Annotated in this window: 21 protein-coding genes, 1 other RNA gene and 1 pseudogene; 14 read left to right on the forward strand and 9 right to left on the reverse strand. The window is 53.6% G+C overall.

Annotated elements, in window-relative coordinates; all coding sequences use genetic code 11:
- The 3 genes and pseudogenes from JIN87_RS23830 to gyrB form a co-directional block, all read right to left on the reverse strand.
- Nucleotides 1–359, reverse strand: a pseudogene (locus JIN87_RS23830) (porin); the annotation flags it as partial.
- 337 nt (nt 360–696) lie between these two features.
- Entirely contained in the window at nt 697–3,174 is a 2,478-nt protein-coding gene (gene gyrA, locus JIN87_RS23835; protein ID WP_200358329.1) for a DNA gyrase subunit A, read from the reverse strand.
- A 43-nt stretch (nt 3,175–3,217) separates the two neighbouring features.
- The gene (gene gyrB, locus JIN87_RS23840) at nt 3,218–5,737 is read right to left on the reverse strand and encodes a DNA topoisomerase (ATP-hydrolyzing) subunit B (protein WP_200358331.1); all 2,520 of its coding nucleotides are present in this window, start codon (nt 5,735–5,737) and stop codon (nt 3,218–3,220) included.
- A 232-nt stretch (nt 5,738–5,969) separates the two neighbouring features.
- Between gyrB and JIN87_RS23845 the strand changes: the two genes are divergently transcribed.
- The 14 genes from JIN87_RS23845 to JIN87_RS23910 all read left to right on the forward strand — a co-directional run bounded on the left by JIN87_RS23845 (nt 5,970) and on the right by JIN87_RS23910 (nt 16,650).
- Nucleotides 5,970–6,383, forward strand: a complete 414-nt coding sequence (locus JIN87_RS23845; RefSeq protein WP_200358334.1) for an RrF2 family transcriptional regulator — start codon at nt 5,970–5,972, stop codon at nt 6,381–6,383.
- Between the two features lie 106 nt (nt 6,384–6,489).
- Complete coding sequence (locus JIN87_RS23850; RefSeq protein ID WP_200358335.1) at nt 6,490–7,173, forward strand: zinc ribbon domain-containing protein; 684 nt, start codon at nt 6,490–6,492, stop codon at nt 7,171–7,173.
- An RNA gene (gene rnpB / locus JIN87_RS23855) (RNase P RNA component class A) lies at nt 7,174–7,571 on the forward strand. It begins immediately after the preceding gene.
- Nucleotides 7,572–7,779: 208 nt separating this feature from the next.
- Complete coding sequence (locus JIN87_RS23860) at nt 7,780–8,298, forward strand: PulJ/GspJ family protein (protein WP_267909443.1); 519 nt, start codon at nt 7,780–7,782, stop codon at nt 8,296–8,298.
- A 3-nt stretch (nt 8,299–8,301) separates the two neighbouring features.
- Nucleotides 8,302–8,838 (forward strand): PilW family protein, encoded by a 537-nt coding sequence (locus JIN87_RS23865; RefSeq protein WP_200358339.1) that lies wholly within the window; start codon nt 8,302–8,304, stop codon nt 8,836–8,838.
- Between the two features lie 14 nt (nt 8,839–8,852).
- On the forward strand, nt 8,853–10,271 hold the full coding sequence (locus tag JIN87_RS23870) for a pilus assembly PilX family protein (protein WP_200358341.1): 1,419 nt from the start codon (nt 8,853–8,855) through the stop codon (nt 10,269–10,271).
- 92 nt (nt 10,272–10,363) lie between these two features.
- Nucleotides 10,364–10,624, forward strand: a complete 261-nt coding sequence (rpsT, locus tag JIN87_RS23875) for a 30S ribosomal protein S20 (protein WP_200358343.1) — start codon at nt 10,364–10,366, stop codon at nt 10,622–10,624.
- Nucleotides 10,625–10,706: 82 nt separating this feature from the next.
- Nucleotides 10,707–11,519 carry a pseudouridine synthase gene (locus JIN87_RS23880; RefSeq protein ID WP_200358345.1) on the forward strand — a complete coding sequence of 271 codons (813 nt, stop codon included), beginning with the start codon at nt 10,707–10,709 and terminating at the stop codon, nt 11,517–11,519.
- Between the two features lie 114 nt (nt 11,520–11,633).
- Nucleotides 11,634–11,729, forward strand: coding sequence for an AURKAIP1/COX24 domain-containing protein (locus JIN87_RS28965; RefSeq protein WP_083794420.1), 96 nt, complete (start codon nt 11,634–11,636; stop codon nt 11,727–11,729).
- Nucleotides 11,730–12,201: 472 nt separating this feature from the next.
- Nucleotides 12,202–13,233, forward strand: a complete 1,032-nt coding sequence (locus JIN87_RS23890) for a hypothetical protein (protein ID WP_200358347.1) — start codon at nt 12,202–12,204, stop codon at nt 13,231–13,233.
- Nucleotides 13,230–13,844, forward strand: a complete 615-nt coding sequence (locus tag JIN87_RS23895; RefSeq protein WP_200358349.1) for a hypothetical protein — start codon at nt 13,230–13,232, stop codon at nt 13,842–13,844. The genes JIN87_RS23890 and JIN87_RS23895 overlap by 4 nt, the downstream gene beginning before the upstream one ends.
- A complete protein-coding gene (locus JIN87_RS23900; protein WP_200358351.1) occupies nt 13,841–14,434 on the forward strand; it encodes a hypothetical protein in 594 nt (197 codons plus the stop codon). Before JIN87_RS23895 ends, JIN87_RS23900 begins: the two co-directional genes overlap by 4 nt.
- A 74-nt stretch (nt 14,435–14,508) precedes the next feature.
- The gene (locus tag JIN87_RS23905; RefSeq protein WP_200358353.1) at nt 14,509–14,904 is read left to right on the forward strand and encodes a hypothetical protein; all 396 of its coding nucleotides are present in this window, start codon (nt 14,509–14,511) and stop codon (nt 14,902–14,904) included.
- Between the two features lie 9 nt (nt 14,905–14,913).
- The gene (locus JIN87_RS23910) at nt 14,914–16,650 is read left to right on the forward strand and encodes a type II secretion system protein GspD (protein WP_200358355.1); all 1,737 of its coding nucleotides are present in this window, start codon (nt 14,914–14,916) and stop codon (nt 16,648–16,650) included.
- 74 nt (nt 16,651–16,724) lie between these two features.
- Here JIN87_RS23910 and JIN87_RS23915 read toward each other — a convergent pair whose 3' ends face one another.
- The 6 genes from JIN87_RS23915 to JIN87_RS23940 all read right to left on the reverse strand — a co-directional run bounded on the left by JIN87_RS23915 (nt 16,725) and on the right by JIN87_RS23940 (nt 21,435).
- Nucleotides 16,725–17,144, reverse strand: coding sequence for a secondary thiamine-phosphate synthase enzyme YjbQ (locus JIN87_RS23915; protein WP_200358357.1), 420 nt, complete (start codon nt 17,142–17,144; stop codon nt 16,725–16,727).
- A gap of 16 nt (nt 17,145–17,160) precedes the next feature.
- Nucleotides 17,161–18,147, reverse strand: a complete 987-nt coding sequence (locus JIN87_RS23920) for a S1C family serine protease (RefSeq protein ID WP_200358359.1) — start codon at nt 18,145–18,147, stop codon at nt 17,161–17,163.
- A 2-nt stretch (nt 18,148–18,149) separates the two neighbouring features.
- The gene (locus JIN87_RS23925) at nt 18,150–18,713 is read right to left on the reverse strand and encodes a hypothetical protein (RefSeq protein ID WP_200358361.1); all 564 of its coding nucleotides are present in this window, start codon (nt 18,711–18,713) and stop codon (nt 18,150–18,152) included.
- A gap of 16 nt (nt 18,714–18,729) precedes the next feature.
- The gene (locus tag JIN87_RS23930; RefSeq protein WP_200358363.1) at nt 18,730–19,359 is read right to left on the reverse strand and encodes a sigma-70 family RNA polymerase sigma factor; all 630 of its coding nucleotides are present in this window, start codon (nt 19,357–19,359) and stop codon (nt 18,730–18,732) included.
- A 92-nt stretch (nt 19,360–19,451) separates the two neighbouring features.
- Nucleotides 19,452–20,468, reverse strand: coding sequence for a polyprenyl synthetase family protein (locus tag JIN87_RS23935; protein WP_200358365.1), 1,017 nt, complete (start codon nt 20,466–20,468; stop codon nt 19,452–19,454).
- A 160-nt stretch (nt 20,469–20,628) separates the two neighbouring features.
- The gene (locus JIN87_RS23940) at nt 20,629–21,435 is read right to left on the reverse strand and encodes a hypothetical protein (protein WP_200358367.1); all 807 of its coding nucleotides are present in this window, start codon (nt 21,433–21,435) and stop codon (nt 20,629–20,631) included.
- Nucleotides 21,436–21,462 lie beyond the last annotated feature (27 nt).

The following is a 21,462-nucleotide window of genomic DNA, read 5'->3' on the forward strand; positions in this document are numbered from 1 at the left end:
AGGCCAGTAGGCTCAGCTGTTTCCCAACCCATGTAGCTGAGGAACTTACCAGCAGTGATGGAAGTGCCTTCGCCGAGGTCGTAAGTGATGAACGCCTGCTCGAGGTCGATCTCGTCTGTTTCGCCGCGCTGGTAGTCGATGTCTACTTGACCTGTGATCTCGTCAAAGGAGAAGAGGAAATCGAGCTCCATTTGGTCGAGGTCGAACGATGTAGAGTCACCGTTGTCATCGTCCACGTGGTAGAGCGACATGTCGAGGAAACCTGTTACGGACAGGTTGTCGTTGATTTCGATCTGACCATAGAGGGCAGAAGTGGAAAGCAGCGCACCCGCTGCGGTTACACTTAGTAGTTTGTTCATTGATCTGAGTTTTTTTAGGTAGTGACGCTCGTAGCAAGCTACTTGCGAGGAGAGTTTTACAAGTTGTTCAGGTTTAAGTTCCTGCTTCTGTTCAAAATCTTCAAAAAGCAAATTAATTGCCAAACGAGGTTAAAGATAAAATTTTTCGTAATATTCTCCGATATGAAATTTTCTGCTCAAATTCATGCATTTCATAAAGGTTTTTCTTTATTGAAACGGTTTGAGTGGCGGAAATTAGGTAGAATGCACTAGCTGATCAAGCCTTAACAGCTTGATCTCCTAGGGACTTACGAAGAGAAAATGGGGCTTACTGATGAGTAAGCCCTCTATTTTTGGCTTATTCCTCGCTTGGGGTGGCCTCGGTTTCGGCTGTCCCTTCCGCGTTTTCGCCTTCTTCCTCCTCGTCCTCGACGATACGTGCTATCCCGAGAAGCTGGTCGCCTTCGTTGAGGTTGATGCAGCGCACGCCTTTGGTGATGCGTCCGATGAGGTTGATGTCCTTCACGCTTGTGCGAACGGCTTGGCCGTTCTTGGTGAGCATCATGATCTCATCAGACTCGCGAACTGCGAGGGCTCCCGCGACACCTGAGGTCTTGGCTGCGATCACGCCGCTACCGCCACGCTTCTGGAGAGGGAACTCGCTCCAGGCAGTACGCTTGCCTTGGCCGTTGATGCCGCAGATGAGGAATGCGGATTCTTCATCTACGACTTCCATCGCTTGGGCGTAGTCCTTTTCAGCGAGCTTTACGCCGCGGACGCCGCGAGTGGCGCGACCTTGTTCACGGAGGTCGGACTCGTGGAAACGGATGGACTTACCGAGATGGGTCACGATAACGAGTTCGCTGTCGCGGTCGGTCAACTTTACGGTGATGAGCGAGTCGCCCTCGTCGATGTTGATGCCGATGATGCCGCCCTTGCGGAAGTTTTTGTAGGCCGCGAGGTTGGTCTTCTTCACCGTACCGTTCTTGGTGCACATGACCAAGTTGAAGTCTTCGCTGATCTCCTTCACGCAGATCATGGCCGCGATGGTTTCCTCCTTCTGGAGCATGAGCACGTTGTTGATGCTGCGCCCCTTGGATGTGCGGGAACCTTCTGGAAGCTCGTATACCTTTTCCACGTACACGCGGCCGTTGTTCATGAAGAACATGATGGTGTCGTGCGTGTTCGCAGTGAAGATGTGCTCGACGAAATCGTCCTCGTAAGTGTTGCCGCCTTGGACGCCCTTACCACCGCGTTTTTGGGTGCGGAATTCGGAGTCGGAAACGCGCTTGATGAAGCCCTTGTGGGAGATCGTGATGAAGCAACCTTCCTTCGGCGTCATGTCCGCCTTGGAGATGTCGCCTTCGTATGGGACGAGCTCGGACTTACGTGGGCTAGAGTACTTCTCCTTCAGGTCGAGCAGCTCTTCCTTGATGATTGAGAGAAGCTTGTACTCGTTTTCGAGGATGGAGCGGAGCTCTTCGATGAGCTTGAGGAGTTCTGCGTACTCTTCCTCGATCTTGTCGCGCTCCATGCCGGTGAGCTGGTAGAGGCGGAGGTCGAGGATCGCGGCGACTTGGCGATCGGAAAGTGGATACTTCTCCTGCAAGCGACCCTTCGCTTCGTCGCGATTTGCGGACGAGCGGATGATCTTGATGAAGTCGTCGAGGTTATCGAGAGCGATCTTGTATCCTTCGAGGATGTGAGCGCGGTCTTCTGCTTTCTTGAGACGGAAGGCGGTACGGCGGTAGACGACGTCGCGGCGGTGATCAATGTAGCAATTGATCAGCTCCTTCATGTTCATCTGCTTCGGACGACGGTTGTCGAGAGCGAGCAGGTTGACGCCGAAGGAAGACTCGAGAGCGGTCTTCTTGTAGAGCTTGGAAATGATGACTTCCGGGAATTCGCCGCGCTTGAGCTCGATGACGATACGCGTGTTTTCGTCGGACTCGTCGCGGAGATCTGAGATGCCTTCGATGTCCTTTGAGGAAACGAGTTCAGCGATCTTGGTGACGAGGGAAGCACGGTTTACGTTGTAAGGGATCTCGGTGATGATGAGACGCTCACGCTCGCCGGATTCCATCGGCTCGGCAGTAACCTTGCCACGCATGCGGACGATGCCGCGACCGGTGTTCATGTACTCGTCGATACCCTTGCGTCCGATGATGCGGCCACCAGTTGGGAAGTCTGGGCCTTGGATGAATTGGCCGAGTTCCGCGATGGTGATGTTCGGGTTGTCGATCTGAGCGCAGATACCTTCGATAAGTTCGTCGAGGTTGTGCGGTGGGATGTTGGTCGCCATACCAACCGCGATACCGGTCGAGCCATTCATCAACAGGTTCGGTAGTCCTGCTGGCAATACGGACGGCTCGGTGGTGGACTCCTTGTAGTTGGCTACGAAGTCGACTGTGTCCTCGTCGATGTGACGAAGGAGGTCTTCGGCGATGTTTGTGAGACGACACTCGGTGTAACGATAAGCTGCAGGAGAGTCGCCGTCTACCGAACCGAAGTTTCCTTGTGGATCGATGAGCGGGTAGCGCATTACCCAGTTTTGGGCCATGCGGACGAGCGTGTCGTAAACGGAGGAGTCGCCGTGCGGGTGGTAGTTCTTTAGAACTTCACCAACAACACCGGCACACTTGTCGAAGGCTCGGTTGTGGAGGAGACCTTCACGCAGCATCGCGTAGAGGATGCGGCGTTGTACGGGCTTTAGACCGTCACGAGCATCAGGGAGGGCACGCGATACGATGACCGACATCGAGTAATCGATGTAGGCGGTCTGCATGATGTCCGTGATGCTGGTAGAGGAGATGCGTTCGTTGGAAATGTTTTCCATGGAAATCTGTAATTAAGTTTTGGCTACTCGGTTCTGGTTTCGCTTACACGTCGAGGTAGGAGACGTTGAGGGCGTTGTCTTCGATGAACAAACGACGTGGGGCGACTTCTTCACCCATAAGGATGGTGAAGAGTTCGTCGGCTTTGGCGGCGTCGTTGATGTTGACCTTGAGTAGTCGACGCTTGGATACGTCCATGGTCGTTTCGAATAGCTGCTTCGGATTCATTTCACCGAGACCCTTGTATCGCTGAATGCTAAGTCCCTTGCGGCCTGATTTGCGGATTTCGTCGAGAATCGACATGTTCGAGAAGATCTCGATGGTGTTCTCGTTCTTCGCTCCCACGTTTTCGGTGAAGGTGTAAACCGGCGACTCCGAAGTGAGGAAGTGAGAGAGGTCGAGGCCGATATCTTCGATCTCGTGAAGGAGCTTGGACATCTCGTTGGATTCGAAGATTTCGAAGATGGAGATGCGCTTCGAGATACCAGCTTCTTCGTCGAAGATAGTCGCTGTTGCGTTCTCTTCGTTGAGGCCTTCAGCACCCATGCCTTGGTTTTGTACGAAGGCTGCTCGGTCGGATTCTTCGCGGAGGAAGTGGTAGGCCTCGTTGTTGCCTTCACGGACGCGAGCGAGGTAGCGGGGGAGGGTGTGGTCTTCTTTTGAATACTGTTCGAGGTATTCGCCGAGTGATGCTCCATGGCGTGTAACCGATCCACCGATACGCTCGAGTTGAGCGAAGATCTCGACGATCTTGTCGAGTTGCTCGGAGTTGAACTTGTGTCCGTCGTCGACGCGAGTGAGGACTGCTTCATCTCCACCGAGCTCGAGGAGGATGCGATTGAGCTGCTCGTCATTGTCGACGTACTGCTCGCGGCGTTTGCGCTTGATCTTGTAGAGAGGAGGCTGGGCCATGTAGACGTAGCCTTTCTCGATCAAGCCCTTCATGTGGCGGTAGAGGAAGGTAAGCAGAAGAGTCGAGATGTGTGAGCCGTCGACGTCCGCATCGGTCATGATGATGATCTTGTGGTAGCGGGCTTTCTCGATGTTGAAGCCGGATCCGTCTTCCTGATCGCCGATACCCGTACCGATCGCGGTGATCATGGTGCGGATTTCGTTGTTGGAGAGGACCTTGTCGATGCGGGCTTTCTCGGAATTGATGAGCTTACCACGAAGCGGGAGGATGGCTTGAGTGCGACGGTCACGGCCTTGCTTGGCTGAACCACCCGCGGAATCACCCTCCACAATGTAGAGCTCGGATTCTTCAGGTTTGCGGGAAGAGCAGTCGGCTAGCTTGCCTGGGAGACCTCCGCCGGAGAGGGCGGACTTACGAACTGTTTCCCGAGCCTTACGAGCCGCTTCACGAGCACGGGCGGCGTTCAAGCACTTGTCGATGAGGCGCTTGGCGAGCTTCGGTTCGGTTTCGAAGTGGTACTTGAGGCGTTCGCCGACGATCTTTTGGACGATACCGTCCACTTCGCCATTGGAGAGCTTGGTCTTGGTTTGGCCTTCGAAACGTGGCTCGGGAACCTTGACGGAAATAACGGCTACGAGACCTTCGCGAGCGTCGTCACCGGTGATCGCTGGATCCTTGTCCTTGAGCAAGTTGTTGGCGCGAGCGAACTGGTTGATTACGCGGGTGAGCGCGGTGCGGAAACCGGTGAGGTGGGTACCACCCTCGATGTTGAAGATCGAGTTCGCGTAGGCGAAGATCTGGTCGTTGTAGGAGTCGTTGTATTGGAGGGCGACGTCGACCTGGATGGCAGGAGCGTCTTCGTTTTCCTTAACGGAGTCACCGAAAGCGATTGGATCCTCGTGGAGAATATTCTTCGAACGATTTAGGAAGCGGATGTATTCGGCGATACCGTCGACGAAGAGGAAGTTTTCCTCCTTGTTGGAGCGCTCGTCGATGAGGGTGATGGAGATTCCTGGATTGAGGAATGCCAGCTCGCGGAGGCGCTTGCCGAGGATTTCGTATTGGAAAGTGCGGGTGGTTTCGAAGATCTCTGGGTCCGGCTTGAAGGAGATCTTGGTGCCGGTCTTTTCGGTTTCGCCAATGACGGTCATCTTCTTGGTGGTGAGACCTTGGCTGAACTGCATTTGGTGGATCTTGCCGTCGCGGCGAACTTCGGCTTCGAACCACTCGGAAACCGCGTTCACACACTTCGCGCCGACGCCGTGCAAACCACCGGATACCTGGTAGGCTCCCTTGCCGAACTTACCGCCGGCGTGAAGGTTGGTGAGTACGAGCTCGAGAGCTGGGATCTGGTACTTGGGGTGAATGTCGACCGGAATGCCGCGGCCGTCGTCCTCGATCGAGCAAGAGCCGTCGAGGTGGATGGAAACTTTGATAGACTTACAGTAGCCGGCGAGCGCTTCGTCGATGGAGTTGTCTACGACTTCGAATACGCAGTGGTGGAGACCGCGTTCATTGGTGTCGCCAATGTACATGTCGGGGCGTTTGCGCACGCCCTCGAGGCCTTCGAGCTTCTGGATGTTTGAAGCGTTGTAGTCGGAGTCGCCTTCGTAGTTGGCGGGTGCGTTTTCAGATTCGTTTTGGGAATCCATACAGGATGTTACAGGGTTTTCTGTCGGCTGATTTAGCGTTCGCGGAATCGTGTCGATTCGTGTGTGAAAGCCGTCAAATGAAAGGGGTCGCGCACGCGCGTGCAAGGCCTTTGTCGTATTTGTGTGAAATGAGCCGTTCTATGGTGCTTATATGGCTCGATCTTGATGGGGTGTAGGGCGGTGTATTGACTTTCTCGGGAAAACAGATGTCGAATGCCTGCGTATTTTGCCTATGAAACTATCCGTAAAGCTCGACTATGCCTGCCGTGCCCTTGCCAGAATGGCGTCCCGCCTTCCATCGGGAGAACTTTCTCGAATCGAGGAGCTTGCGGAGGTCGAAGCGATACCGGCCAATTACTTGGTGCAAATCCTGGGCGAGCTGCGGAATGGGGGCTTGATCGAAAGTCGTCGTGGAAAGCAGGGCGGCTACCTGCTCGCTCGTCAGCCGGAGGAGATTTCCCTGCGCGAGGTGATCGCCTTGGTGCAAGGCGATGTGTTCACCTCGGTCGCGAATCCGGCAGGCGCATCAGGGGAGTCGGTCGCTCAGACTTGGAAAGTGTTGCAGGATTGTTTCGAGGCGAAGGCGAGTGAGTTGACGGTGAAGGACATGATGCCGACCTCTCCGGAGGAAATGTATTATATATAAGGTAATTTAGGTGTCAGGCCTTAGGTTTTTAGGTTCTGGGTTTGACGCTAGGGGGGGAGGCTCGCTGAATGGGCCCATTCTTATGGTATCCGAGGCCTTGACCAAAATGTTGATCCTGCAGGATCGAGACATGAAGTTGCAGCAAGTCGAAGACGCGTTGCAAACGATCCCGAAAGATCGCCAGGCCGCAGAAGCAAAGATCGCCAAGATTAATGCGGATATCGAAGCGGCTCGCCAGCGTATCAAGGAGTTGGAGACGAGGAGCAAGACGATCGAGACCGAGATGGCTTCCATTGAGGCCCAAATCGTCAAGTACAAGAACCAGCAGCTGCAGGTTAAGAAGAACGAGGAATATCAGGCCCTGACTCACGAGATTGAGATGGCGGGCAATAAGATTTCCGATCTCGAGTCTGATGAGCTCGAGGTGCTTTACGGATTGGACGAAGAGCGGAAGGTGTTCGCGGAGTCTGAAGGGAAACTGAAGGACGACATCGCCCTCGAGGAAAAAGCGATCGCTCGCCTCAACGAGCGGGAAGGGGAAGTGAAAGGCGAACTGGACGCGGCGCGCGCCGCCAAGGCTGACGCTGACTCCAAGCTCGATAATCCGAGTCGCTCCAAATACAATCAGGTCGCTCGCGGCCTGAAGATGCCTGTTATCGTCGAGCTTTCCGGCCAGACCTGCAAAGGCTGCCACATGAAGGTTTCCAACGCGATCGCCTCCGACGTGAAGGCGGCTCAGGAAATTACGACTTGCGACAACTGCGGGCGCGTCCTCTATTACGCGGACTAGTTTCGGAGCCGCGCGTTCGCTCCGTTGTTCTTTTTGAGAATCTCCGGGGAGGAAAGTCCGGACGCCATAGAGCAGGATTCCTCGCGAAAGCGGGGGAGGGTCGCTTCAAGGCGGCTCGACGGCCAGTGCCACAGAGAATATACCGCCTCGGTTTCGGCTGAGGTAAGGGTGAAAAGGTGGGGTAAGAGCCCACCGCGGTTCGAGTAATCGGACTGGCAGGGTAAACCCATTCCGGCGCAAGGTTAAATAGGGGACCTGGGCTGCTCGTCCATTAAGGGTCCCGGGTAAACCGCGCCACTTCGTAAGAAGGGGCTACCGCTTCGGCGGGATGCAGATAAATGAACGCGGCTTTGGTTTCGGCCAAGGTACAGGATCCGGCTTACAGGCTCCGAAACTAGTCTCTCAGCTGTTTTGAGGGGGATTTGCTGGAGGGAATTGCTCAGTGGCCTTGCGGTTCCTCGCGAGGGGCGCTGTGCGAAAACGAAGGCGAAACCTGCGGGAACGGTCTATTGGTATTGGGGGTAGTTTCCGGAAATGTTCCTATTGAGGGCTGGTTTTGGGGAAAGTTCTTAGTGCTCGATGTATGGGACCGTTGAGCGATGTGAGATGAATCTACCTTCCCGCACCACGCTAAACAGTCGCTCTTTGCGCCGCCGGTCTAGACCCAGATCCAAACGGGCTGGCTTTACTCTGGTTGAAATGATGGTGGCGATGGTGGTTACGGGGATGGTTCTGACGGCCGCGTTTGGCACGATCAATCTCTCGGTGAAGACGATGGAAAAGGCGCGCGACTATGCGCGTGTCGCTCAGATCTTGCAGAGTGAGATGGAGGATCTGCGTACCCTTAGCTACAGCAACATCGAGGCAATGCAGACCACAGCCAAAGTCGAGTGGGAGGGGAAATTCTACGATGGTTGGACGAGCATCGATTTGACGAGTGAGTTTAATGAGGCTTTTGGAAACCGCTACTCGGCGTGGGTGCGCGTCTCCGACAGGAGTTCGAACCAGAAGCTGGTGCGTGTTTGGGTGTCTTGGCAGCGCCGGGATGGGAGTTGGCAGGCGAAACGAACGGCGGCCGTGTTTACGGAAAATGGCCTCCACGACTATTATTACCGATCCTTTTAGGCTATGCGTGCATCGAATTCTAAAAAGGGGATGACCTTGGTCGAGCTCCTCATCACGATGAGCCTCTGCGGCCTGGTGCTTGCGGCTTCAACTGGGAGCCTTTTGTTTTTGGCTAAGTCGACCCGAGGTCTGGGCAACTACCAGGAGATGAACATGGCGAGCCGGTTCGCTCTCGAGGACTTTGGGTCGGACGCCCGTATGACATCCGATGTGAATTCTGCTTCTGATTCCAGGGTATCGATCGAGGTCTACAACTCTTCGGGATCCACGGATACGATCGTCTATTCGTACGATGCCGATGCTGGAACGTTCTCGCGTACTGAGGGTGGAGTGACCCGCGTTCTCTTGGAGGATGTGATTACGCTGAGCTTGAACTATTTTAACCTAAGCGGTGTCGCGCTAGATAGTTCTCCAAACCCTCTAGAGGTTAAGGAAATCCAGCTGCAGGCGGAGATGTATCGAGAGGTGATGCAGATCGGTAACACCAACGAAATTATATCGGCCCGGTTCATGATGCGGAACCGACGGGTGAGCAGTTAGGAGCTGGAGTAGCTATGAGGAACAGGAGCTTTCAGGATAAGAGCGGATCGGCCATGGTGGCGGCCATTTTTGTAGCGGTCGTGATAGGCTTGTGGATGGCTGTCGCGATGCAGTCGTCGTATACTGAATACAAGATGTCTAGCCGGTATCTGGACATGCAGAACGCGCTGAATATCGCGGAGTCTGGTCTAGAGGAAGCAGTGCGTGCCTTTCAGGAGGACGATTGGACTGGTTGGACGTCGTATTCGAATGGTTACTACGTCACGGGTGATGCGGATACACTTATTAATCCGGAGTCCTTGGATCTGTTTTCAGGTTCGGTAGGGACTTTGACAGTCTTTATTGATGATACGGCCAATAATCCGGTCATTGCTGCGGAAGGTTCGATCGTAGGCGCGGATGGCAACGAGTTGTCGCGGCAGGTGTTGGTCGAGCTTTCGACAAGCAGTCTTTTCGCAAATGGTCTCTTGGCTCGAAATGCGGTTGTGATGAACGGCAACAATATCGTGGTCGACAGCTACGATTCGCGAAATGGCGACTATACGCCGGGGACGAATTCGAATCGGAATTCGAATGGCAACGTGGGCTCGTTATCTTTTGATAACTCCGACGTTTCGCTAAACAATGCTGATATCTATGGCTTTATTGCTGTGGGGGGGACCTTCGACGTCGATGCTTCGTTCCATAGGAACGGAACGCTAGGTGAGTGGGGGGACTCTGGTGGGACTAAAGACCTCACGCGTGTCACGGAGGATTTTACGGCTGATCTGCCGCCGGTGGAGGAGCCTTCTTATGGTTCCTGGACCGATGTGTCTGTGGTCAATGGCGGTTCTTCTTCGATCGATGGTCCGCTCACTTTAGGAAGCCCTACAGACACTTCGCCGGCCGAATACGTGTTGGACGAAATCAAGCTTTCGGGAAATGGAGATGATCTAGTCATCGACGGACCGGTAACGCTCTACGTCCGAAATGGCGTTAGCATCTCGGGTAAGGGGAGTATCCAGATTACGAGCAATGGTTCGCTGGAGCTTTATTCTGACGATGATGTGAGCATTACGGGTAATGGTTCCGCGTATGGCCTGCAGAATGAGACCAAGAAGCCGGAGAAGTTTATGGTGTACAATTCGGACACCACGGAAGGCGCCACCACCGTTAAGGTTGCGGGGAATGGAAAGGCGTACGTGGTCGTATACGCTCCGAATTCGGACGTTCAGCTCTCGGGTGGTGGTTCAAGCGGCACGGTTCATGGAGCTATTGTTGGCTACGATATCACGCTCTCGGGTGGGTATGAGTTTCACTACGATGAGGCTCTGGCTGATCTCAATGGTGATGCCGGTTTGAATATTAATTACTGGCGTGAACTGAAGGGGGTTGGAGAGCGGCTAACGTTTGGTACGCCTGCAACTCTCAATTCCGAGATTGGCGCTCTGTAGAGTATGGTCGCTGTCGTATCCCGAAAATATCTTCTTCCCTGCGGGCTAAAGCCTTGACAAAGGCAAATCCGAAAGGAATATCCGCTCCCCTTATGGCAAATACCAAGTCAGCACTCAAAAACAACCGCAAGACGATCGCACGCACTCTGCACAATCGTTCTCGCAAGAGCCGTATCAAGACGCTGGCCAAGAAGGTAGCCGCACTCGCTGCCGACGGTTCCGACAAGGAAGCGCTCAAGGCCGCCGCCATCGATTACGTTTCCGCAATGGACAAGGCTGCGAAGACCAACCTCGTACATGCGAACAAGGCAAGCCGCGCAAAGGCTTCCGTCGCAAAGTACATCGCGGGTTAATCCATTTTTCCTCCTCCCATCATGGACCCCCATACGTTTCTGACGATGGGGGTTCTTTCTTTTTCCGAACCGGCCTTAGACTATGAGCAGCAAGAAAGAATTTATCTCCTTTCCGCCGGGGTACTTGGGTAGCCGCCCGGAGAAATTTCCCCTGATCGTAAACGACGATCGCTTTTTCGCGGTGAACAAGCCCGCGGGGCTCGCGTGTTTCCAGCATGAGTGGACCTTGGGGAAGCCGGACCTCTCCATGGCGTTGCGGCGGGAGCTGCTCAACGAGAAGCCGCAGCTGAAGGCTCTTGGGATCGAGGGGCTGTTTCGCGCCTACAATCTCGATGCCGAATTGAGCGGAGCCCTTCTTTTCGCCAAGAACGAGGAGAGCGAGACGCTGATCAAAAACGCGGTGGGCTCTTCCCAGGTCGTCTTCCGTTTCCATTTGCTGGTGCGCGCGGAAACCGAGGATCGTGAAATCGCCTGCGACTTGCCCCTGGCGAAGCATTTCAACAACAAGCGGATGTTCGTCTCTCATCGCACCGGAAAGAAGTGCGAGACTCGTTTCCGTTTTCTGAGAAGCTTCGGCCAGTATCAGCTTTGGGAGGCGGAGACTACGAGCCTGCGAGCTCATCAGGTCCGAGTACACGCGGCCGAACGCGGTTTGGTGATCGTGGGTGAGGATCTTTATGCGGATGGGGACGAGATCTATCTCTCCCGTATCAAGAGAGACTATATGAGGGGCAGAGGGCGCGAGAAACCGCTCTACAGCAGCCTTTGCGTGCATCTGGTGGAGCTCGAGTTTCGCCTGTCCGAAGTGGAGCTGTCTCCGATCCTGGCTCCTTTGCCAAGCCGATTTGAGACCTTGCTCAAGCGATTGGACGAGTATCGAGGGGGCAGAGGCTGATAAAGATCAGTCTGATCGCGTTGGTCCTGCGACTTTCTTCAATTTCTGCTTTACAGAGTTGGGGGTAAGGCGCAGGTTCTCGGGCTTTTCCTAAATTTCAAGGGACTAAAATCAATGGGTAATCTAAAGAAGAAACGTAGACTTAAGATGTCGAAGCACAAGCGTCGTAAGCGCTTGAAGTCAAACCGCCACAAGAAGAAGGCTTGGTAGGCTGAGTTTTCGACACGGGGCGCCTCCTCGTATGCGCAAGACGCAACGAGTAGCTCCGAAGCTGAAAACCGTCGAACAAGTCCCGATTCCGGAAGGCGCCCGACTGAACATATTTCGAGCCCGAACTTTCAAAGTTCGGGCTTTTTTGTGTCCTGAAGAGCCGCCCTGCCCCTACGTAGTCATTTGCAGGGAGTTGAGCGGGGAAGCTTGCGTCGCATTTTGTGTGAAGGGCTCACGGTTTAGCGGCTCTTAGGTTGGGTTTGTGTGACTCTTTGGGGTGGAGAGCCTTTTAGCCCTAGAGGCTGGCGCCTATGGATCAAGTTTCTCTTAGGGTGGAAAATGCGCATTGCCCGATGGTGGATGTCGGCGGATCGAAATTAGATCCCTCTATTGGCCTCAATAGTAGCTGGGTGTGGCCGATAGCCACATATGCTCCCCGAAGTGTTTAGCGCCTAGGGGCTGTGAACGGACAATGATCTCAGCTAAAAAGAACAATTTTATCGTAGAATTTCGGCCCTCTACGATTCGAGCTGCCCGCATCAGCTCGGAGACCGCCCCCACGGTCATAGAGGATTTGGTCGAAATTGATCTGACTAGGGAAAGCGATCCTGCCTCGGCGATCCGCGACTTCGCGGGCGCGAAGTCCAATGCTTATATGCATGCCTCCTGTTCGGTGTTTCCGGAAGGGAGAGTGGTGCGTCAGCTTCTATTGGACGCTCAGCGTGGCAAGGAGGCCGAATTTGTGATGGACTTCTTGAAGAAGACCGTCGGCGTGGATCCTGACAGTTTCGCTGCCTACTGTTTGTCGGCGGAAACAGGTGCGGACGTCGATCTAGGCCAGCATAACAAGAAGAACCTGCTCATTTGCGGAGCGACCAACGACGAAATCGTCGCGGTGCAAAACCAGCTGGTGGATCATGCGATTTACCCGAGTCGATTGGAGTTTGGTACGGTCGGTACGATCGGTACGATAAAGGATGCAGTCGGATCTGATGAGGGGCGTTCTCCGGTCCTTTTCCTGGAGATTGACGTCGAATCCACGAACGCGGTGATCGTCGGTCCGAAGGGGGTTGAGATGGCGCGTCGGATCGACTTCGGAGCGAAGGACATCGCTCTCGCTCTGAAGGAAGAGATGAATTTGAAAGACGAAGCCGCGGCTGAGAAGATTCTCTCTTCTCGAGATTTCGATCTGGGATCTATCGCTGCCAAGCTGATGCGGAAGCTGTTGCGCGAGCTGCAAAGCTCGATTGGCTTTTTCGAGGTACAGACTGGTAGTTCCGTTTCTGAACTCTACTGCCTGAAGGACGGCAAGACGCTGCCATGGCTCGAAACGAGCATCTGCGATTTGTTGAATCTTTCGCCGCTAGCGCTCGATCTGCATAAGTGGCTCGAATCGAAGGAAATCTCTTTCGGTAGCGAAGAGGTTCTGGAGCGCGTGGACGTGACGTGGTTTAGCATTTTATCTTTGGTCCTTGAACTTGGAAGTGGGGAGGCTGACTCATGATCAAGATTAAGAAGAAGGCCTCTGTTGGGAATTCCTATTCCTGGCGTCCTAATTTCCGAAACTATGACGAGCTTCCCGATGTTCGGACGGTTAGAACTCAGTTTTTCTTCCCGATCGTTTCGCTCTGTATCGCTGCTGTATTCACTGTTTTCATACTCTTTCAAGAGTATCGCGCGATGGACATTCGCAAGAACATGGCTGAGCTTGAGGTGGAGATTGAATCCTATCAAGCGAGGCATGACGAGAAAGTTAAGCTCAACGCCGAGTTTATGGGAATCTCCAGAACTCTAGATGAAATCGTTGAGTTTAAGGCAAATCGTCTGGTGGCTAGTGACTATCTACTGACGCTTTCTTCTCATCTGCTGGAGGGAATGTACCTTACAAAAGTCGAATACATGGCGACTTTGGCGACTATTGAGGGAAGTGTGCAAGTCCCAGCTGAAGAAGCTTCTCGATTGGTGAACCAGTATCTGAAGTCGATCCAAGAGGCGGACGCACTTCAGGGGCTGCTCAATGAATACAAGCTGACGAGTTTGGAACGCGGCGAAGCGGGACAAGGCATCAAGTTCCGCATAGAGGTTTTGAAGAAAGAAGAGGAGGTGAAGAAATGACATTCTCATCTATAGTATCGTACTTAAAGAAGAACTACATCATCGCAGGTAGTGCGGCGGTTGCGATTATCTGTTCTGGGATTCATTTCGTCCGTGGTGAGCAAATCACTCGTTTGGCTGCTGATTACGATGACTTGAGTGTAAGGCACACTCGAATTCTCAAGAATCTTAAGTTCGCCGATGAAATCGATGGAGATCTGGAACTGATGAAGTCGATGGAAGCGGACATTGAAAGTCGTCTGTTTTCACCTGAGGATTTGGCTACGAATCAACGCTATTTCTATCAAATCGAGTCCACCTCTGGAGTAGATATGGCGAGCATTCAGCAAATCGTTAAAGCGCTTCCATCGGGGAAGGTTGACAAGAAGGCGCGTAAGAAGGCTGAGCGCTCGAAGTTTCAGGAATTGGTATACGATGTGGAGATTGGAGGAACGTATTCAGAAGTTCTGACCTTCTTTCGTGAGGTTGAAGGGGGCGACGCTTTTGCTGTTGTTGACGGCTTTATAGCGGCTCCAGGTTCGGCGAATGAGGGGACTGCTGATCGAGTGTCGGTTCGTGTGTCCTTTAATGTGTTGGGGAGGAAGTCATAATGACCAGAGTATTTATTAGGATAGCGACGTCAGCTTTGGCTCTCGGGATCTCAAGTGGAGCTTGGGGCGCGATTATGTCGTCAGAAGATCGTGCAGAAAAACTGGATACGGTTAAGGCTCTCGTGTCCGTTGAGGTTCGGGCGATCGAACCCGAACTTCTGGATAAAGCTCCGAGTCCGTTCTCTCGTGATCTCGGTCTCGTTCGCCCCGAGGAGGAGGCGGCCGAAGAAGAGATTCCTCTGTCGGATGAAGAACTGCTGCAGGCCTTGTCTGATTATGTGAACCCAACTGGAATTTTCATGTTTGGTGGCGAATTCTACCTCGTTTTCAAGGAGAGGAAGATGAAGGTCGGGTCGGAGATTTTGATCAGACTAAACGGAAAAGAATACACCGTGCTTGTTACTGAGATAACAGGATCGACTTATCGTATCCGCAGAGGTGATGCGGAACTACAACTTAAACTTAAGTAAATGCGTACTATGAAACCCAAGAATATGATTACCTTTGCAGCGGCGCTGATCGCTGTAGCCTTGCCTGCGTTGTCGGGTCAGGAAGCCCCTCCTGCGGGAGTGGTTCCAGATGCTATGAAGAAGCAGGAAGCAGCTTCGACCGAGGAGCAGTCCGGTCCTCGTTTGACGGATATCGATCGCTTGTTTGACGAGCCGCAGGCTGAAAATAGCGAAAGTGAAGAAGATGGCCAAAACGGCATGGCGGATCTGAATGACTCCTTTGCTGCTCCCTCGAATCAGGAGATGACGCTTGATGCTTCCGATCTGATTTCAGTGGACTACCCAAATGAGGAAATTCGCACTGTCCTCCGTAACGTGGCGGACTTGTACACTCTGAATCTGGTTGTTCCAGATACTTTGGTGGGCACTACTTCGATCAAGCTTCGCGACGTGACTTGGCGTCAGATCTATTCTGTCGTGCTCGATCCGGTTGGTTACACGTACATCGAAGAAGGATCCATTATCAAGGTTGTCAGCCGTGACGCTCTCAATATTGAGCCACCTGTTACGGAAATTTTCATGGTAAATTACGCAGAGGCGGAAGCGATCGCTGCCACCGTCAAGAACCTGGTCGACTCAACTGCCGGTGGAGCAGTGCAAGTAGACGTTCGCAGCAATGCCCTGATCGTATCTGAGCGCGCTTCGAAGATGGAGAGCATCCGTTCAGTTATCGAACGTTTGGACAAGCCGACTCAACAGGTCTTTATCGAAACGCGTTTTATCGAAGTTTCGGATACGGATGTTAAGAACATCGGGGTTAATTGGTCTACGCTTCGCAACTACGAGGTGAGCGTTGGGAACATCAGTAAGACTTACGGCAAGACCTTCGATCGCGATCGCATTGAAAGCGGAGGCTTCGAGAAAGGTGCATCGACTAACGTCGCGGAAACCAGCTTTAGCGGCGGCGCTGGCGAAATTGAAGGTAATGGTGTGAGCCGTGGTCAGCTCATTGATAATCTCACAGGACAGAAGGTCCTGGACCTCACCTCGATCGGCGACAGCACGTTGATCACGGATGCGGTAAACAACCTGTATTCACTTGTGGACAACAAGGGGTTGACCCGGACTTCTTCGGCAGTCTTCAGCGCGGATGAGTTTGGATTTGTCCTCAGCGCTCTTAAAGAGCAGGGAGGTAGCCGTCTCGTATCGAATCCGACAGTGGTAACTCTCAACAACCAAGAGGCCATGATCTCTGTCGGCGAGCAGTTCCCAATCCCGTCTTACCAGTACAACGAAGAGACTGGCGGGTTTGAAGTAAGCGGTTTCGAGTTCAAGGACATCGGTATCATTTTGAAGGTTACTCCTTCGGTGAATCACACTGGATTGATTTCTCTGAAGGTGGTTCCTGAGGTGAGCAGCCGTACTGGCGAGCGTAGCTTCGGTGGCGCCGGCAATGCGACGATTCCAATTATTTCTACGCGTCGTACTGAGACGCAAATCGCCCTGAAGGATGGCTTCACTATGGGTATCGGCGGTCTCATGGAGAGCGCGGGAAGCGAGAACAACAACCAAGTGCCTGTACTCGGAAAGATGCCTGGTCTTGGCCGTCTCTTCAAGCATGAGTCAAAGACGGAAACTAAGCGCAATCTTCTTATCTTCATCACCGCTCGTATTTTGCCGAGCGAAGAAGCTGACTTCGAGGACGTCTTCTCTGAAGAGATGATGAAGGCTGCTGGAGTTGATGCAGTCGCTCTAAAGAACCGCTAGTATACGAAACGCGGATACGCAATTTACTTCGACAAAGGCGCTCTCTGGAAACGGGGAGCGTCTTTTTGTATCCGCTATTCTCCGACTACGGTTATAATAAGCGAACGGTTGTGCGAGGCAGTTCGATGTTCCCAGAGGAAGAGTCCTTGCCATGTTCCGAGTAGGAGCGACGTGTTTGCAAATGGAATGGTTTCGGAGCTTCGGGTTAGGGCCATCTTTATGTGGCTCGGCATGTCGTCCGGACCTTCGTACGTGTGAGTGAAGTGTGGATTGTTATCCGGAACCAGCCGATCCATGAAGCCTTCGAGATCGTGACGGGCGCTTGGGTCCGCGTTTTCCATGAGGACGAGACTGCAGCTTGTGTGTTGGCAAAAGACGGTAACTGTCCCGTTGCTGAAGCCACTCTCACGAAGGGCGTTGCGAGCTTGATCGGTGATTTCGAAGGTGCCTTTGCCGCGGGTGCGAACTTGGATTTCTGAATGGTAGACTGCCATGCTTGTGTTGGTTGCTCTACTTTTTCTCGAGCAAGATTGTAATCTCTTTTTGCTCGTCTCCGCGCAGTATCATCAGGCTGGCGAAGCTGCCCGCTTCACTGAAAAAGAGATCGTCCCTAAATTGGTTGAGGCTTGTGAGCGGCTTGTCTTGAAAACTGATGATTTGGTCGCCCGCTAGTAATCCGCTTTTCTCAGCGGCTGAGTTAGGCTCGACCTTTGTGATAATGACGCGTCGGCTTAGGTCGATGGGGCTGCCGCGTTCCTCGAATTTTGCCTTGATGACGGGATGTGTGACGTTCGCTTGCGAGCGAAGTTGCTTGATGATGGATTGGAGCGGTGTGCCAGCGACGATGTAGCTGGAGTCGATTTCAGGCAAGGTCGCCACGCTGATGCCGATTAGCTGTCCGTCTTTATTGAATACGGGAGAGCCTCCTTCTGCGGGGCCAGACTTGATCCCGACTCGCGTGTAGGTAAAGGGGAAGGCGATATCGCCGAAGCTGCTTTCTTGGCCGCCTACCAAGCCGAGTTTGGGAGTGGCCGAAAAGTCCAAAGGGCTTGTAATGGAATAGGCGATGGAGCCGACGGGGGGAACGTCGGCCGCTTGGGAAACGTCGATGTAGCTCAATGTTTCGGGAGGTTTTGCCAGTTGGATAAGCGCTAGGTTTGAGATGGGGTCGGAGCCGATTGGCACGGCGAGGAACTGTGCTCCATCCTTTTCTACTCTGAGTCTTGGGCCTTCGTGCGTGGGGACCGCGTTGGTGAGGACCGTTCCATTCTCATCTATGAAAAATCCAGAGAGTACGGTTAGTTCAACTTGCTCTCGCCCTTTCTCGCTCTGTTTCTTGGTTGCTACTTTGACTTTGACGACTGCGTCCTTGTGTTGCTGATACAGCGAGACTAGTCGTTGTTCAATCGAAGTGAGTGATGCCCCTGGCTCTGCGTTTAGGGAGTAGCAGACGAGAAGCGAACCTAGGAATGCGGAGAGTCTTACGGCTCGGAGCATACTTAGTAATCGGGTTGTTCGCTAATAATCTTGGCCTCTGCGTTTTGTTGGGCCTGGCTGTGAATAAAGGTTACTGGGGTCGCGTTGAGCAAATAGGCGTCGCCTGTGGCGTATCCATGGCTCAATACGTTCATCTGGTATATGGTCCCGTCCGCTTCTATTTCCAAGGGCTGCTGGAGCTGCTCCTTTTCTTGTTGGACCACAAAGTAAGCTTCTTCGGCGGAAGAGTCGACCTCCGCTTGCGTGAACTGGGAGGTGGCCTTGCTTTGATCTTCGGACTGTCCGGCAGGCAGATCCGGGGAGTTCCTGACTGCGACGACTGTGATCGCTACCGCGCTGACGGCGGCGACGGGAGGAGCTGCTTTTCGAGCGAAAATCACGCAGGCCTTGCGAATGCGGGTATGCAAGGGCTGTACTTGGACGAGCGAGCTCATCTGGCGTACGCGATATTCCTGCTCGAAGGATTGCCAAAACTCCCCATCCGGCGTTTCCAAGCGTTTGAGCCGAATGAGTTGGCTCAGACGTTGGTCGGCGTTTGCGGTCGCTGTGTGGGAAGCGTTGGGCATTTTTCGATCCAAGGGGCTACTTGACGTAGTCTTTCAGTTCGGCTTGCAGGAATTGTTTGGCGTAGTGGAGGCGGGAGCGGACGGTACCAACGGAGGTGCCGACGATTTCGGCGATCTCCTTGTGGCTGAGTCCGTCGATCTCGTAGAGAGTAATGACGGTGCGGTGTTTGACCGAGAGTTTTTGGAAGGCGTCGTTGAGCTTCTCTTGAAGCTCGTTCATCAGGGCGTTCTTGTCCGAGTCGGAATCGGTCTTGAGCTGCTCGATGAAGCCAGCTGAATGATCCTCTTCGCTCATCTTCTCGAAACTGAAGAAGCGGCGAAGCTTGTTTTTGCGTAGGTGGGTGAGCGTGGTGTTGAGGGCGATGCGGTAGAGCCAGGTGAAGAAGCTGGATTTGCCCTTGAAGCGGCCTACGGATTGGAAGGCTTTGATGAAGGCGTCTTGGGTGAGGTCGGAGGCGTCTTCGCGATTTGAGGTCAAGTTGTAGACGACAGCGTAGATCCGTTCGCGGTATTTGGTGACCAGTTCGTCGAAGGCGTCGACGTCTCCCGCTTGGACTTTGTGCACGATCGCAAGGTCCTCATCGGCCTCTTGTTGCCGCTCAGGCGTAGAGACCAAGGTTTTGTTGATTGCCTTGCTGATGCTCACTGTAGTTTGGGGTGATAAGTTTGAACCTACAATCTATACGCAAAATCGCGGAGATTTGAAGCCGCTTTTTTACTTTTGAGCGGATTGGCTCGCTAGAGGGCGGCGACTTGGTTCCAGAGGAGCTCGCTGATGGTGTGGAGGTGAGCCGCGGACGGGTTGTTTTGGAAGGGCCTGATTGCGTTCCGGCCCTTATGGATTTCGTCGAAAATCGCTTGGCGGACCTCTTCGAAAATTCCCATTTCGCGGAGCTTTTCGAGCCAGTAGGGGACGTCTGCTTCGATATTTCCGGCCAAGGTGTCACGGAGGGCTTTGGCTTCGTTTTCGGGTAGGCGATCCCGCATGAGGATAAGTGGCATGGTGGGCTTGCCTGTGGCGATGTCGGTGCCGAGGGTTTTGCCGATTTTCTCCTCGGAGCTGAAGAGGTCGGTCATGTCGTCGTATATCTGGTAGGCGATTCCGAGGTGGCGTCCGAAGGCGCCTGCGGCTTTGACGTAGTCGTCCTCGAAGCCGGCGAGACGGGCTCCCAAGTGGCAAGCGACCCTGAAGAGCTCTGCGGTCTTGAGATCGATGACTCGGAAGTAGGTTTCCATGTCTAGGTTCGGGTCGCCCCGTTGCATGGTCTGCATGATCTCGCCCGTGCAGACTTGGCGCATGGAAATCGCGATGTCTCGACAGACCTCTGTGGTCGGAAACTGTGTGGCGAGGTAAACGGCGTGCGAGAAGAGGGCGTCGCCTAGGAGGACCGCGGTGGCGTTGTTGTACTTTTTGGCGACTGTGGCGCGGTTGCGGCGGATATCGGCCTCGTCCATGATATCGTCGTGCACGAGGGTGGCGAGGTGGACGGTTTCGACAACGGCGGCGAGTTTAACGAGGTTTGGGTCGATCTCACCTTCGGAATTCCACCCGCTAAAGAAGATGAGTGAAGGGCGGATGCGCTTGCCTCCGGTGTCCATGCTGTAGGCGACGTGGTCGCGAATCTCAGGCTCGAACTCGGAGATTTGGGTCTCCAAAAATGCGTCCAGCGCTTTCAGGTGAGGCTGAAGCAACTGGAACAGCTCGGGGAGCTGCTTGGAGGTTTCCGGGCTGGGAGTGTGAGGCGTGTTTTGCATCGGAGTGAAGGAGAAGCAGTATGCATCGCATACAACGCTTCCATTGCAAACCCCGAATGCGCATCGAATCCTCGCTGGAATGCGCAAAATGATGTCGAACGTTCGACATGAAACTGCGCACTCGGTGGGGCGCGCTAAACGGGTGGAGAGTTCTTGTGGCTCAGAGGAGGGAGCTCCAGTGTTTGTAGGCGGCTTTTCGGTGTTCCCAGCAGAGTGTTCCTTTGTAATTTGGGGGATGAAGCTCGTTGGGGAGAAATGGATCTTTGTCGCAACAGGCTCGCCACATATGCGCTTCCTGGCGGAAGCTTGTGCATAGCTGGTCGATTGATTGAGGAGTCTGCTTTTCTAGTAGTCGGAGGTATTCGTCGTGGAGAAGGGCTAGCTTTTCGAAAGGCCAGCTGCGAGTGACGATTGCTTGGTCATCGAGTTGGCCTAGCGGTCGCCCTTCCATAAAAATCACCGACTTTGGATCTATATTCAGGTTACTTAGGTCGGTGGTCCAATCCGTGTAGCTGCGAGGGCTGACCCAGAGGCTGCCTTGCAGGTGTCCGAACCGGTTTTCGTCAAGCCAGCGGTCTAGCCGTTTGCGTTCGGACTTTTCGTTTGCTGGAATATCGAAGGTGATGCTTCGCCACTGCTTGTCCCACTGGCGATTCCAGGCGCTCTCTGGATCGAGTGACTGGGGAATCACGTTTTGGGCTGATTGAGTTAGCTGAGGGATCCAATCGCATTTCGGTCTGGAGTTGTCGTACTCCACAAGATCCTTCTCCCTCAATGATTGGAGTTGGCGCCAGTAACTGCTTTCCGTTTCCCAGCCTCCGTAACTTCGGAGGAGCTTGTGAAGGCTTGTAGTGCTTGTCAGGGAGTCGATCCCCATGAGGAAGATAAACTCGATCAGATCCTTGCTCTTACGGTGTATTTTCACTGTCGGGAAGATACGCATGGAATGCGGTTTGCGCAAATTCATGTCGAACGTTCGACATGAAACTGCGCA

Origin of the sequence: Pelagicoccus mobilis (genome assembly GCF_016595505.1) — a bacterium.
GTDB lineage: Bacteria > Verrucomicrobiota > Verrucomicrobiia > Opitutales > Opitutaceae > Pelagicoccus > Pelagicoccus mobilis.

Coding starts and splice junctions, on each gene's coding strand:
- JIN87_RS23860 (WP_267909443.1), top strand. CDS start 7,780: ATGAATCTACCTTCCCGCACCACGCTAAACAGTCGCTCTTTGCGCCGC.
- JIN87_RS23870 (WP_200358341.1), top strand. CDS start 8,853: ATGAGGAACAGGAGCTTTCAGGATAAGAGCGGATCGGCCATGGTGGCG.
- JIN87_RS23845 (WP_200358334.1), top strand. CDS start 5,970: ATGAAACTATCCGTAAAGCTCGACTATGCCTGCCGTGCCCTTGCCAGA.
- JIN87_RS23895 (WP_200358349.1), top strand. CDS start 13,230: ATGATCAAGATTAAGAAGAAGGCCTCTGTTGGGAATTCCTATTCCTGG.
- JIN87_RS23910 (WP_200358355.1), top strand. CDS start 14,914: ATGAAACCCAAGAATATGATTACCTTTGCAGCGGCGCTGATCGCTGTA.
- JIN87_RS23865 (WP_200358339.1), top strand. CDS start 8,302: ATGCGTGCATCGAATTCTAAAAAGGGGATGACCTTGGTCGAGCTCCTC.
- JIN87_RS23905 (WP_200358353.1), top strand. CDS start 14,509: ATGTCGTCAGAAGATCGTGCAGAAAAACTGGATACGGTTAAGGCTCTC.
- gyrB (WP_200358331.1), bottom strand. CDS start 5,737: ATGGATTCCCAAAACGAATCTGAAAACGCACCCGCCAACTACGAAGGC.
- JIN87_RS23890 (WP_200358347.1), top strand. CDS start 12,202: ATGATCTCAGCTAAAAAGAACAATTTTATCGTAGAATTTCGGCCCTCT.
- JIN87_RS23880 (WP_200358345.1), top strand. CDS start 10,707: ATGAGCAGCAAGAAAGAATTTATCTCCTTTCCGCCGGGGTACTTGGGT.
- JIN87_RS23920 (WP_200358359.1), bottom strand. CDS start 18,147: ATGCTCCGAGCCGTAAGACTCTCCGCATTCCTAGGTTCGCTTCTCGTC.
- JIN87_RS23935 (WP_200358365.1), bottom strand. CDS start 20,468: ATGCAAAACACGCCTCACACTCCCAGCCCGGAAACCTCCAAGCAGCTC.
- JIN87_RS23850 (WP_200358335.1), top strand. CDS start 6,490: ATGTTGATCCTGCAGGATCGAGACATGAAGTTGCAGCAAGTCGAAGAC.
- JIN87_RS28965 (WP_083794420.1), top strand. CDS start 11,634: ATGGGTAATCTAAAGAAGAAACGTAGACTTAAGATGTCGAAGCACAAG.
- JIN87_RS23900 (WP_200358351.1), top strand. CDS start 13,841: ATGACATTCTCATCTATAGTATCGTACTTAAAGAAGAACTACATCATC.
- gyrA (WP_200358329.1), bottom strand. CDS start 3,174: ATGGAAAACATTTCCAACGAACGCATCTCCTCTACCAGCATCACGGAC.
- JIN87_RS23940 (WP_200358367.1), bottom strand. CDS start 21,435: ATGAATTTGCGCAAACCGCATTCCATGCGTATCTTCCCGACAGTGAAA.
- rpsT (WP_200358343.1), top strand. CDS start 10,364: ATGGCAAATACCAAGTCAGCACTCAAAAACAACCGCAAGACGATCGCA.
- JIN87_RS23925 (WP_200358361.1), bottom strand. CDS start 18,713: ATGCCCAACGCTTCCCACACAGCGACCGCAAACGCCGACCAACGTCTG.
- JIN87_RS23915 (WP_200358357.1), bottom strand. CDS start 17,144: ATGGCAGTCTACCATTCAGAAATCCAAGTTCGCACCCGCGGCAAAGGC.